The sequence below is a fragment of the Aestuariivirga sp. genome (genome assembly GCF_047600585.1).
Classification (GTDB): domain Bacteria; phylum Pseudomonadota; class Alphaproteobacteria; order Rhizobiales; family Aestuariivirgaceae; genus Aestuariivirga.
The window spans coordinates 1,037,225-1,049,346 of sequence record NZ_JASGKP010000001.1 but is presented as its reverse complement, the minus strand read 5'-3'; the positions used below and the strand labels follow the sequence as shown (position 1 = coordinate 1,049,346).

The following is a 12,122-nucleotide window of genomic DNA, read 5'->3' as shown; positions in this document are numbered from 1 at the left end:
CTTCAGCTCCGCCGCGACGCCGCGCGGTGGATAAACCGGAGAGAAAATGCCAGCCGGCCTGTAAGCCGGGTTCTGTCCGCGCCCCCGCCCCGAAGGACACGAACGCTGGATGACCATTCATCTGGAACATCCGTCACCGGATGCTTCACGCAACCAACCCGGGCGGCGGGCCGGAAAAGCCCTGGCGGATTGCTCCGCCGCGCCACCCCTATTCGGTTTTGCTCCCGGTGGGGTTTGCCCTGCCGCGTCTGTTGCCAGCCGCGCGGTGCGCTCTTGCCGCACCGTTTCACCCTTGCCGGAGCATGCCCCGGCGGTCTGTTTTCTGTGGCACTTTCCCTGGGGTCACCCCCGCCGGACGTTATCCGGCACCGTCTTTCCGTGGAGCCCGGACTTTCCTCCCCCGCGGCCTTTCGGCCCTTGCGGCAGCGGTCATCCAGCCAACTGGCAGGCCCGCGTTAGAGGCGGGCGGGCACGCCGTCAATGCCGCCGTACAGAGAGCGTGAACGGTCGTCAGGGGTGCCACCCCTCCGGCGTATCATGGTCGGGGTGCTGGCGGCTGCTGGCACGGATGCGGTCGAAGCGCTCGGGCGTATCGCCCACACCGTTGTCCCCTTCCCCGGTCAGCGTGCCGGGAAGGCTGTGAAGTTCGGCGAACCAGGGCTCGCGCGCCTCGAGGCCATACTGGAACTCCGGCTTCATCTCGGAATGCCGGTCGAGCGACCCGATCGCCACGGCGATGCGCGGCTGCGAGAGGAAGCGGTAGACGAGCGGCGTTCCGCAGTCGCCGCAGAAGCCGCGCGCTGCCTCGCTCGAACTGTTGAAATACTTCACCGTGCCGCGCGTCAGCTGGAAGTCGGCCTCGGGCACATCCGCGAAAGCCCCGAAGAAACTGCCGAACTGCTTCTGGCACATGCGGCAATGGCAGATGCAGGCATTGATGGGACGGCTGAGAAGACGGTAGCGAACGGCGCCGCACTGGCAGCCGCCCGCCCAGATGTCATCGGTCATGCAAGACCCTCCCTCGGTTCAGCGCCGCGCATGATCGGCACGGAACCGGGGCGCGTCAATGCCGGGCGTCAGCCGCCATGAACGAGGCGGCCGCCCACGACAGTCGCCTGCACCTTCACATGCTGGAGCGCTTCTGGATCGATCGACTCGAGATCCGCATCGAGCACGACGGCATCGCCAAGAGCGCCTGCTTTCAACACGCCCTTCCGGCCCTCCGCGAACTCGGCATAGGCACCCATCGCGGTGTAGCTGTGCAGCGTGTCGTGCAGGCTCTGGCGTTGCGGCTTCATGTTGTCGCCCCATTCCCTGCGGGTGACGGCGGTGTGGATCGCCCGCATGGGGTTGATGTCGGAGACGGGCCAGTCGGTGCCGAAGACGAGCGGCACCTTCGCCTTGCGGAAGGTCTGCCAGGCATAGGCGTAAGGCCACTTGCCGCGGCCGATCTTGCTGATGGTGGGTTCGAGCGGCAGGCCGGAGTGGCCCGGCGCGTGACACGTCTGCATCGAGGCGATGACGCCCAGCGCCTTGAAGCGCTTCACGTCATCCGGATGATGGATCTCGATGTGCTCGATGCGGTGGCGGCTGTCGCGCTTGCCGTTCGCCGTGCGGGCCGCCTCGTAGCCATTGAGGGTCATGCGCACCGCCGCGTCACCGATCGCATGCACAGCAATCTGCAGGCCCATGCTGTCGGCCTTCACCGAGATCTCATTGAAGCGCTCCTGCGAGAACAGCGGATCGCCGCGCCAGCCCGGTCGGTCGGGATAATCGTCGAGCACCACCGCCGTTCCGGAATCGAGCACGCCATCCATGAAGAGCTTCACCATGCCACCCTGCAGCATCTCCGAGCGGTAGCCTTCGGTGATGAGGCGCGCGCGCTCGAGGGCGGAGAGCGCCATGAAGGGCTTGAAGTGGAACGGCACACGGGCACGGGCAGTGAGTTCGCCCCGCTCCTCGAGGGCGCGCAGCAACTGCATCGTGTAGATGTTGCCGTCCATGTTCTGGAACGAGGTGATGCCGTGGCGTGCGAGGTGCGCAAGACCCTGCTTCACCACCGCAAGGTCAGCTTCGAATTCTGCTTCGCCGGGATGCGGATCAACCTCGTGGCCTTCGAGGGCAGCCCGGGCGCGGGCATAGTCGGTGGCGGCGGCAACGGCAGGGCCGATCGCCTGCGGCTCTCGCAGTTCGCCGGTTGCAAGGCCATCATCGCCCATGACGATCTCATGACCGGGCGTGAGTTTGCGACCCTTCAGAATGCCGCCGAGTTCCAGCGCCTTCGTGTTGGCCCAGGCGGTGTGATGGTCGGGCGCATAGATGACGAGCGGACGGTCCGGCAGGCATTTGTCGAGATCATGCCGCGTGGCGGCGCGGCCATTGCCGAAAGCCACATAGGACAACTGGTTGCCGACGATGATGCCGTCGCCCGGATTGGCGCGGGCAAATTCCTGCACCCGCTTGGCGATGGCCTCGACACCATTCAGGCCTTCGACGTTGAGCATCGAGAGTTCGAGCGAGCCCGGCACGATGTGCATGTGGCCTTCGATGAAGCCCGGCAGCACGGTCCGGCCGCCCGCGTCGATGACCTTCGTCTTGCGGCCCTTGTCGGCCAGCACGTCGCGGCTGCGACCCACCTTCCGGATCTTGCCTCCCGCCATGGAGACAGCCTCGGCCCGCGGCCTTTTGTCGTCCATCGTAAGTACCTTGCCGTTGACGATGATCAGGTCCGCACTCATTCAAATCCATCCCTTGCAAAAAGCTGCACAACAGGTGCATGCCATGGTGTAAGTGTTCGACATACAGGCCTTTTGGCCACATCCGGATTGCCACATGAAACGCCTTCTCTCCATTCCCCTTGCTGCTGCCCTGTGCTGCGCTTTCCTCATGCCGGGCGCTGCACGGGCGCAGGAACGCGAGTGGATTCTGGATGCAGCGGACGAGGACGCCTTCCTCGTCTTCGGCGTGCCGGAGACGGACGACGTGGGTGTGAGCCTGTGGTGCAAGCTCGGCAGCGCCAGAGTGAAGCTCTACTTCCCGGAAGGCTCGCCTGACCTGAAGCCCGACATCACCGCGCCCTACGAACTCATCGTGGGTGCCAAGAAGCACAAGCTCTCGGGCAGGACCACGGCCAATGATCTCACTGGCTCCACCTCGGTCGAGACGGAGCTTTCCGCCGATGATCCGCTGTGGGCCGAACTGATCAAGGCCGACCGCTTCACCGTGAAGATCGGCAAGCATGAACTGACCTATCCGCTCGTTGACGCAGGCATCGACAACCTGCTGAAGCTCTGCCGCGAGAAGCCGGCCGAGCAATAGGCCTCACGCCGCTGCTGGGCGCGACTGCAACAGCGCATGAAGCGTGGCGACGGTGGAGTGATCGGCAATGCCATCCACCCGCGACGGCCGGAAGTGGCGCTGGAAGGCCTCCACCACCAGGCGGGTTTGCGCGTCGTATTGCCCATTCTTCACAATGCGATAGCCGTACAAGCTGAACATTCCCTGCAAGGCGAGCACGGGGTCTCCGCGGTCACCCTGCTGGAGGAAGACGCCGCCCGAAACATCAACAGGCGCCACCCAGTGGCCGACGCCCTGGGCATGCAGATAGCGCCAGTCGAATTTTTCGCCGGGATCGATCTTGCGTTCGGGCGCGATGTCGGAGTGCGCCAGCACGTGCTGCGGCAGGATGCCGTGACGGGCCACGATGTCCTTCGACAGGGCGGCCACCACTTCCATCTGCTTCGGCGGAAAATCGGGATAGCCCGCGCCATGGCCGGGGTTCTGGATCTCGATGCCGATGGAACAGGAGTTGATGTCGGTCTCCCCTTCCCAGCACGAGACACCGGCGTGCCAGGCGCGCATCTCCTCACCTACCATCTGGGTGATGTTGCCGGATTCATCGATGAGATAATGGCACGAGACTTTCGACTCAGGCACGCACAGCCAGTTGCAGGCCTTCTCGGCCGTGGCCATGCCGGTGTAGTGCAAAATGAGGAAGCGCGGAAACTTGCCCTCTGCGCGGGGCTCGATGTTCGGGGAGAGAACGACGCGGCGCGGAAGCTTCGTGCCGATCACGCCGGCAGCCCCTTCATCACCTGCTCATAGGCGACGTTGATGCGGGCGAGGCGGTCGCTCGCCAGTTCCACCATTTCCTCGGGTACACCGGCGGCGATCTGCTTGTCGGGGTGAAGGTCGCGGGCAAGTTTGCGGTACTGCTTCTTGATCTCGTCCGCGGAGGCGCCGCGGGCCACGCCGAGAATTTCGTAGGGGTCTTCGGCAATCGCCACGTGGCGGGCGCGGATGCGGGCGAAGGCATCACCCTTGAAGCCGAAGATGGCGCCCACCTCTTCGAGGTATTCGAGTTCCTTCTCGTGAATGGCGTGATCCGCCTTGGCGATATGGAAGAGCCCGTCCAGGACGTTCTCCAGCACCGAGGACTGTGGCACGAAGAGGCGCGCCACCTGCGAGGCATAAGTGTCGAAACCGGCAATGTCCTGCTTGGCAAGATCGAACACCCGCTGCACCACGGCCATGTCCTTCTCGGGCACGTGGAACACCTGCTTGAAGGCGTTCACTTCATCCTTGGTGACGACGCCATCGGCCTTCGCCATCTTGGCGCCGAGCGCGATCATGCCGATGGTGAAGGCAACCGACTTCTCGGGCGCGGAGCTCTTGCCGTGGACGCCGGAGAAGAAATCCCCGACCGACGAGCCCAGCGTCTGCGCTGCGGTTGATATCTTGGACCAGATGGACATGGCCCGGTTTTAGCGGATTCGGCGGCACATAAAAGGGCCAAGGGCCTTTGCCCCAAGGGCAAAATGGCGCTTCAGCGAACCTTTTTCAGGTAGTAGCCGATCCTGAAGACGGGGGAATCCACGTCCTTGTTGTCGGCCAGGCGCTGTTCCACATGCCAGGACCGGAGGCTGATCCAGACCGTTGCCCACAGCACAGGCACAAGGCTCAGCACCAGAACACCGTAGAGCAGCCAGTCCGGCAGGCCGAACAGCTTGGCGAAAGCCCAGACCGAGGCGGATGCGGCCGCAGCGAGCAGGCTGAAGGTCATCGCCGTGGCGCCGGCCGCGGCAAGGAAACTGGCCACCGGCCCGAAGGCATGGGTGTCCGTGGCCTTGGGCTTGGAAGGAGGCGTTATGATCTCTTGGTCCATGGCGCCCATATGCGCGTCCGGAGGCCGAATTGCAACTGCCCGGAAAGCCGTTCCGGAGCCTTCTGCACCTCAGCGGCAATAGGCGCCGCCGCTCCTGTGGCGCTGCAAGTCGAAGTGGAGATGGTCCTTGTGATGTGCCTCGGCGGGCCCCAGAACCGTGGTGAACTGGCCGCAGGCCTGGTCATGCACGGTGACGAGGAACTTGCGCACGTTGCGGCTGGCGAACCAGCCCTGCTCCACCGGCACGTAGTCGCCGCTCTCCAGCTTGAAGCCGGAAACGTCGATGGCGTTGCCGCGGGCATGTTCGCTGAGCTTGGCGCCCGGCACGCTGTTGCGGGTGCGGCAGGCATAGCTTGAAGGAATGGTGAGTTCGGTCACGCGCTCGCCGAAGCGGCGCTCGGCAGTGGGTTGCAGCGTCTCGTCGATCCACTGCGAAAAGGTGTTGGCGACGGCGCAGTTCACCACTGCGGGTTGCGACAGCTTCACGCCGTTGATGGACGAGATCCGCCAGGCATTGCGCACGCCGCAGCCGCGGCCATTGTCGAAATCGCGGATCTTCTCGGCCTCGGCGAATTCACGCGGGTCGCGCACGCAGGCAACGGGCGGCAGGCGGCTCGAGTTCTTCGTAGGAGGGCTTGGGCTTTTCGCGGCCGCCGGAACAGGCGACCAGCATCACGGCCAGCGCAACGGCACCGGCGAAAGAGAAGAAGTTACGCATACGATTACTCACGCCAATCCCCATCCCCCGGAGACCGTGAGCGCACCATGCCGTCAGATGGTTAAGGGAGTGTTGTCAGCCGTAGAGCGCAGTGATCAACATGTTGATGTTGCCGTTGCGCTTGGCAAGGTAGTCGGTGAAGTCCTTGCGCTGGAAATTGGTGAGCCAGAAACCGAGCACGCTCACGTCGCGCACCTTGTAGCGTCCGCCACGCCAGACAAGCTTCCACGACACGCTGTAGGACTGTCCGGTCATCAGGTAGACGCGGCTTGACACGACGACATCCTGGTCCTTGCCCACGCTTGCATCGCCGAGCTCATACTTCGCAACCGTGTAGTCACGCGAGGAAAGCGCGAAGTAGCGGGCGAGATAGGTGGCGACACCTTTTTCGTAACGCGCCTTCTGCGACGTCTGAAGGTTGGAACTGTACTTGCCGAGCGAGTCCTGCGCGATGTCGGGAATATCGGCATGGCGCTGCACCACGCGCAGGAACGCGGCCACCGTGCCCTGACGGTGGGCGGCCAGCATGTCCTTCGCCACCTGCCGCATGTAGACGACGGAGGGGTGGTCCTCCGCCAGCGCAGGCGAGGCGAGAAGAACAGCGGAGAGCCCCGCGAGCAGAGAACGGCGTGTGAGCATGATTCGATTTCTAACGCCTGAACTGTGGCGCGACTAGGGTTAACAGGACTTCAACTCGGCCGCCGTCACCACGTATCGGCTTCGCGGAGCATGGCGTAGAGAGGTTCGAAATCGCCCTTCGACTTCTTCAATTCGTCGTTGAACCGCTGCCGCATGGCGCTCGAGAGCCGGACGCCAAGCACGCTCAGGTCGACGATGCGATAACCTCCACCCTGGGGCGAGAGATACCACACGATCGGTTCATCGGCGCCGCCCGACTTGACGATCTTGCTGTACACGAGAAGGTACTTGCCCTGCTGGGCCGTGCGGTCGACCACAAAGTCTTTGCCTTTGAAATCATCCACATACCAGGCGAAGAGTGCGGCAGCGTAGGTGGTGACGAGGTCGTTGAGCTTGTCCTTGTCGCCGGGCGGCAGTTGCTTCTGGTAGGTGCCGAGCGAGGCCATGGTGATGCCGCGCAGGTTCACATACTTGCTGAGCATGGCGGCGAACTTGTTGCGGGTCGCCTTGCCGCGCGAACCGGCATTGGCGAGTCGCAGCACGTCCTTGCCGATCTTGGTGATGTAGTCCTCAGCCGCGGCGTCTGCCCGGGCTGGAACAGCCAAGGAAGCCAGCATGGAACCCGCAGCAAAAAGCGAAAGCGCCTGGCGGCGCGAAATGAGCTTGGTCATCGTCTTCCTACGAAATGCCTTTGATCCGGTTTGCCCCGCCAGAACCTGGGGTGGAAGTTACAGGACGAACCTCGACAAAATCAAGACGGCGAAACCAAAAGGTTCAAGAACGACCTTTTTTGGGCGAAATCCGAACTAGTCTTTGCATTCTATATAAGGATATGTTTATGTCCTTCGCGAGGTGCACATGGATGAACTGCTGGCAGGACTGAAGGCGATTGCGGAAACAACCCGCATCCGCATTCTCTTTATCCTCTCCCATGGCGAACTGAACGTCTCCGAACTGACCTACATCCTGGGCCAGAGCCAGCCGCGCGTCAGCCGCCATCTCAAGCTGATGGCTGAAGCAGGCCTCCTCTCCCGCAACAAGGAAGGAAACTGGGTTTTGTTCCGCCTGCGCAGCGAAGGCCTGAGCGGTGCGCTTGCCCGCGCCCTCGTCGAGATGCTGCCCGGACGCGATGCGGTTCTCTCCGGCGACCTCGCCCGCCTCGAGGAGGTGCGCCGCCAGCGCGAGGAGAAGGCGCAAGCCTACTTCAGCGCCAACGCCGAGCACTGGTCCAGCCTGCGCTCGCTGCATGTGGACGAAGCCAGCGTCGAGCGTGCCATGGGCGATCTCTTCACGACGAAATCGATCGACACGCTCGTCGACCTCGGCACCGGCACGGGCCGCGTGCTCGAACTGTTCGGGCCGCGCGCGCAGACGCTTTACGGAATCGATTCGAGCCGGGAGATGCTGGCGATCGCGAGGGCCAATCTCGAAAAGCACGGCTTCCGCCATGCGCAACTTCGCCAGGCCGACATCTTCGCCCTGCCCCTTGCCGACAACATGGCCGACCTCGTCACCATCCATCAGGTGCTGCACTTCCTCGATGAGCCGCAGCGGGCCCTCCTCGAAGCGCGCCGCATCCTCAAGCCTGATGGCAAGCTGCTGGTGGTGGACTTCGCGCCCCACGAGCTTGATGAATTGCGCGAGCAGCACGCCCACCGCAGGCTCGGCATTTCAGCCGAACAGATGACCGCCTGGCTCTCCCGCGCCAACCTGCAATTGGCCCGCCACATCGTGCTCGATCCGCCGTGGCTCAAGTCGCGCAAGGGCCTCACCGTTTCGCTCTGGCTCGCAGAGCCCCGTAACCATGCCCGGCAAGCAACACCCGTCCGCAAGGAGACTGTGCAATGACGTCCCCGCTCCGCGTCTCCTTCGAGTTCTTCCCGCCGAAGGCTGGCGAGGCCGAAGAGAATTTCTGGTCCACCGTGAAGCGGCTGGAAACGATCGGCCCCGACTTCGTCTCCGTCACCTATGGCGCTGGCGGCACCACCCAGGACCGCACGCTCGCCACGCTCTCGCGCATCACCTCGCAAACCAGCCTGAAAGCGGCGGGCCACCTCACCTGCGTTGGCAAGTCGAAGGAGGATGTGAACAGCGTCATCCGCGCCTATCAGGCCGCTGGCGTCAATCACATCGTGGCCCTGCGCGGCGATCCGCCGGCGGGCGTGGGCACGCGCTTCTCGCCACATCCTGACGGCTATCGCAACGCCGCCGATCTGGTGCGCGGCATCCGCGAGATCGGCGCATTCGAAGTTTCGGTGTCGGCCTATCCGGAACGCCATCCGGATTCCGTTTCGATCGAGGAAGACCTCGCCTTCATGGCCGACAAGGCAGAGAACGGCGCCACCCGCGCCCTCTCGCAGTTCTTTTTCCACAACGCCTTCTTCCTGCGCCTGCGCGACCGCATCGCCGCGCGCGGCATCAAGATCAATCTGGTGCCCGGCATCCTGCCCATCACCAACTTCGCGCGCGTCTGTGAATTCGCGGCGAAATGCGGCGCCCACATTCCGCCCGATCTCGAGCGCCGCTTCGCCGGCCTCGACAAGGATCCGGAAACGCGGAACCTCGTTGCCGCGATGGTGGCGGCGGAACAGGTGCATGCCCTCTCCAGCGAAGGCGTGACCGATTTCCATTTCTACACGCTGAACCGCTCGGACCTCGTCTATGCCATCTGCCGCGTTCTGGGGCTTGGCGTTCCCGGCGAAAGCGAGGCGGCGGCGTGACCACGCCCGTCAAGCTCGATCCTTCGTGGCTCAAGGTGCTGCAACCGCAGTTCGACGCACCCTACATGCAGGAACTGCGCAGCTTTCTTGTGAAAGAGCGCGAGGCGGGGAAACAGATCTTCCCCAAGGGCAGCGAATGGTTCCACGCTCTCGATGCGACACCGCTCGACAAGGTGCGCGCGGTGATCCTCGGGCAGGATCCCTATCACAATGACGGACAGGCCCACGGCCTCTGCTTCTCGGTGAAGCCCGGCGTGCAGGCGCCGCCCTCGCTCGTGAACATCTACAAGGAAATGCAATCCGACCTCGGGCTTCCGCCGCCGCGCCACGGCCACCTCGAACACTGGGCGCAGCAGGGTGTGCTGATGCTCAATGCGGTGCTGACCGTGGAAGCACACCGTGCTGCCTCGCACCAGGGCAAGGGCTGGGAGAAATTCACCGACGAGATCATCCGGCAGGTGAACAATCTTGAGCGTCCGGTCGTGTTCATCCTCTGGGGCAGCTATGCCCAGAAGAAGGCGAGCTTCGTCGATACCACGCGCCACCTCGTCATCAAGTCGGCGCATCCCTCGCCGCTCTCCGCCCACAACGGCTTCTTCGGCTCCAAGCCCTTTTCGCGGGCCAACGCCTTCCTGCGCGCGCAGGGTCAACCGGAAATAGACTGGAAGCTGCCGGACATAACCTGAAGGCGCAAACGCCCAGGCGCCTTTCCAGAGACATGCTTCTGCGCAAACATCGGTGCAGAACACGGGAGGCTCCCACATGTCCGACACAGACAAGGTATTCTCCGGCTCCATCGCCACGCTCTATGACAGCCACATGGTGCCCCTGCTCTTCGCGCCCTATGCGGCTGACATGGCAGCGCGCATCGCCGCCTATTCACCGAAAGCGGTTCTCGAGATCGCAGCGGGCACGGGTGCCGTGACGGCGGAACTACTCCGCCACCTGCCGCGCGAGACAGGCATCACCGCCACCGATCTCAATCAGGCCATGCTCGACGTGGCGGCGGCAAAGCTGAAGGACCCGCGCATCACCTCGCAGGCCTGCGACGCGCAAGCGCTGCCGTTCGAAGCGGAAAGCTTCGATGCCGTGATCTGCCAGTTCGGCGTCATGTTCTTTCCAGACAAGCCCAGGGCCTACAGCGAGGCAAGGCGCGTGCTGCGGAAAGGCGGCGTCTATGCCCTCAATGTCTGGGACCGGATCGAGACGAGTCCCTTCTTCCATGTGGTGCATGATGCGGTGGCAGCGCAGTTCCCGGATGATCCGCCCGGCTTCTTCCGCCGCACGCCCTATGGCTACCACGACGAGGAGGCGATCACGGCAGCACTCCGCGCGGCAGGCTTCAAGGTGGTGACAAGCGAGCGCGTTGGTTTTCCGAGCCGTGCCGAGTCGGCGGAGCGTGTGGCCGTGGCACTCTGCCAGGGCACACCGCTTCGTTCCGAAATCGAAAAGCGCGCACCGCAAGGGCTTGCGGATGTGACCGCGCGTGCCGCCGATGCCCTGCGCAAGGCGTTTGGTCCGGGTCCGGTCGAGACCACCATGCAGGCGATTGTCTTCGAGGCGTCGGCCTGACGGCTTGCCGTCAGACGCACACCGTTCAGGCCAGCATCAGCGCCGGCTCTTCCACCAGTTCGCGGAAGGCTTTGAGAAGCTGCGCACCGACAGCGCCATCCACGGCACGGTGATCGCAGGAGAGCGTTGCCTTCATCTGCGTCTTGAGCACGGGCTGGCGGTTCACCGGCACGAAGGTTTCGACGCCTGCACCGACCGCGAGGATCGTTGCGTGCGGCGGATTGATGATGGCGTTGAACTGCTCCACACCGAACATGCCAAGGTTGGAGACGGCAGAGGTGCCGCCCTGATAATCGGCCGGCTTGAGCTGGCGGGCGCGCGCCCTGGCGGCGAGGTCCTTCATCTCGATCGAGATCTGCGACAGCGACTTCGTCTCCGCCGCGCGGATCACGGGCGTGAACAATCCGCCTTCGATGGCAACCGCGACGCCGACATCGCTCACCGTATGCTGGAGAATGCCCTCGTCGGTGAAGGTGACGTTCGCCGCCGGCACGCGCTGCAAAGCAACGGCCAGAGCCTTGATGATGAAGTCGTTGACCGAGAGCTTCCACAAGGGTTGCTTGTCGGGGCCCTTGGGGGCCTGGGCATTGAGGCGCTCGCGCACGGCGAGAAGCTCATCGAGCGTGCAGCTTGCGGTGAGATAGAAGTGCGGCACCGTCTGCTTCGACTGCACGAGGCGCTGGGCGATGGTGCGGCGCATGCCGTCGAGCGGCGTCACGCTGTAGGAGCCGGGCTGGTACAGCGCCTTCACGGCGTCGGTGCTCATGCCGGCGGCGAGTGATGCAGCAGCCGGAGCAGCGGCGGCAGGTGCAGCAGCGGCAGGCTTCGCCTTGGCGAGGTCGGCAGCGACGATGCGGCCGCGCGGGCCTGTGCCGGCGAGAGCGGCGAGCGAAATGCCCTGCTGCTTGGCAAGGCGGCGGGCCAGCGGCGTGGCGCGGGCCTTGCCGTCTGAGTCGGAGACGCTTGCCGCAGCGGGTGCGGCGGCAGCAGGCGCGGACGGAGCCGCTTCAGCAGCAGCCGCCGGAGCGGCAGATGCCGCAGCGCCACCGCTGAAGGCCTTGGGTTCTTCGCCAGCACCATAGATCATCGCCACCACGGTGCCGATCGGCACCACGGCCTTCACCGGCGCGTTGCCGATCTTGATCACACCATCCGCCGGGCTTTCGATTTCCATGGCGGCCTTGTCGGTTTCGATGTCGAAGAGCGGCTGGCCCTTCTTCACGGTGTCGCCGTCCTTCACGTGCCACACGGCAATGGTGCCGGTGGTCATGTCCATGTCGACCTTTGGAAGAATGACTTCGGCTGACAT

At 64.1% G+C, this 12,122-nt stretch carries 15 protein-coding genes and 1 other RNA gene; 5 read left to right on the top strand and 11 right to left on the bottom strand.

From position 1 onward, the window contains the following. Positions 1–45 precede the first annotated feature (45 nt). The 3 genes from rnpB to QM801_RS04970 form a co-directional block, all read right to left on the bottom strand. Positions 46–445, bottom strand: an RNA gene (gene rnpB, locus QM801_RS04980) — RNase P RNA component class A. Between the two features lie 65 nt (positions 446–510). Next, positions 511–1,008, bottom strand: coding sequence for a GFA family protein (locus QM801_RS04975; protein ID WP_415018109.1), 498 nt, complete (start codon positions 1,006–1,008; stop codon positions 511–513). Positions 1,009–1,076: 68 nt separating this feature from the next. After that, positions 1,077–2,738, bottom strand: a complete 1,662-nt coding sequence (locus tag QM801_RS04970; protein ID WP_415018108.1) for an amidohydrolase — start codon at positions 2,736–2,738, stop codon at positions 1,077–1,079. A gap of 94 nt (positions 2,739–2,832) precedes the next feature. On the opposite strand from QM801_RS04970, the gene QM801_RS04965 reads away from it, so the two are divergent. Then, on the top strand, positions 2,833–3,318 hold the full coding sequence (locus QM801_RS04965; RefSeq protein ID WP_415018107.1) for a hypothetical protein: 486 nt from the start codon (positions 2,833–2,835) through the stop codon (positions 3,316–3,318). Positions 3,319–3,321: 3 nt separating this feature from the next. Here QM801_RS04965 and QM801_RS04960 read toward each other — a convergent pair whose 3' ends face one another. From QM801_RS04960 to QM801_RS04930, 7 genes are all read right to left on the bottom strand, one after another. After that, a complete protein-coding gene (locus tag QM801_RS04960; protein ID WP_415018106.1) occupies positions 3,322–4,074 on the bottom strand; it encodes an N-acetylmuramoyl-L-alanine amidase in 753 nt (250 codons plus the stop codon). Next, the gene (locus tag QM801_RS04955; protein ID WP_415018105.1) at positions 4,071–4,754 is read right to left on the bottom strand and encodes a TerB family tellurite resistance protein; all 684 of its coding nucleotides are present in this window, start codon (positions 4,752–4,754) and stop codon (positions 4,071–4,073) included. Before QM801_RS04955 ends, QM801_RS04960 begins: the two co-directional genes overlap by 4 nt. 71 nt (positions 4,755–4,825) lie before the next feature. Further along, the gene (locus tag QM801_RS04950; RefSeq protein ID WP_415018104.1) at positions 4,826–5,164 is read right to left on the bottom strand and encodes a hypothetical protein; all 339 of its coding nucleotides are present in this window, start codon (positions 5,162–5,164) and stop codon (positions 4,826–4,828) included. Positions 5,165–5,233: 69 nt separating this feature from the next. Next, positions 5,234–5,755, bottom strand: a complete 522-nt coding sequence (locus QM801_RS04945; RefSeq protein WP_415018103.1) for an extensin family protein — start codon at positions 5,753–5,755, stop codon at positions 5,234–5,236. Next, a complete protein-coding gene (locus tag QM801_RS04940; RefSeq protein WP_415018102.1) occupies positions 5,739–5,882 on the bottom strand; it encodes a hypothetical protein in 144 nt (47 codons plus the stop codon). Before QM801_RS04940 ends, QM801_RS04945 begins: the two co-directional genes overlap by 17 nt. Positions 5,883–5,957: 75 nt before the next feature. Then, positions 5,958–6,521 (bottom strand): ABC transporter substrate-binding protein, encoded by a 564-nt coding sequence (locus QM801_RS04935; protein ID WP_415018101.1) that lies wholly within the window; start codon positions 6,519–6,521, stop codon positions 5,958–5,960. 65 nt (positions 6,522–6,586) lie between these two features. After that, positions 6,587–7,192, bottom strand: a complete 606-nt coding sequence (locus QM801_RS04930; protein WP_415018100.1) for an ABC transporter substrate-binding protein — start codon at positions 7,190–7,192, stop codon at positions 6,587–6,589. A 187-nt stretch (positions 7,193–7,379) separates the two neighbouring features. Here QM801_RS04930 and QM801_RS04925 point away from each other — a divergent pair, with 187 nt between their 5' ends. The 4 genes from QM801_RS04925 (at position 7,380) to QM801_RS04910 (ending at position 10,813) form a co-directional block, all read left to right on the top strand. Next, complete coding sequence (locus QM801_RS04925) at positions 7,380–8,369, top strand: ArsR/SmtB family transcription factor (protein WP_415018099.1); 990 nt, start codon at positions 7,380–7,382, stop codon at positions 8,367–8,369. After that, positions 8,366–9,241, top strand: a complete 876-nt coding sequence (gene metF / locus QM801_RS04920; protein WP_415018098.1) for a methylenetetrahydrofolate reductase [NAD(P)H] — start codon at positions 8,366–8,368, stop codon at positions 9,239–9,241. The genes QM801_RS04925 and metF overlap by 4 nt, the downstream gene beginning before the upstream one ends. After that, positions 9,238–9,927, top strand: coding sequence for a uracil-DNA glycosylase (gene ung / locus QM801_RS04915; protein WP_415018097.1), 690 nt, complete (start codon positions 9,238–9,240; stop codon positions 9,925–9,927). Before metF ends, ung begins: the two co-directional genes overlap by 4 nt. 76 nt (positions 9,928–10,003) lie before the next feature. After that, positions 10,004–10,813: a class I SAM-dependent methyltransferase gene (locus QM801_RS04910; protein WP_415018096.1), complete on the top strand. Its 810-nt coding sequence runs from the start codon at positions 10,004–10,006 to the stop codon at positions 10,811–10,813. Between the two features lie 25 nt (positions 10,814–10,838). Here the strand turns inward: QM801_RS04910 and QM801_RS04905 are convergent, their stop codons facing one another. Continuing rightward, on the bottom strand, positions 10,839–12,122 hold the full coding sequence (locus QM801_RS04905; protein WP_415018095.1) for a dihydrolipoamide acetyltransferase family protein: 1,284 nt from the start codon (positions 12,120–12,122) through the stop codon (positions 10,839–10,841).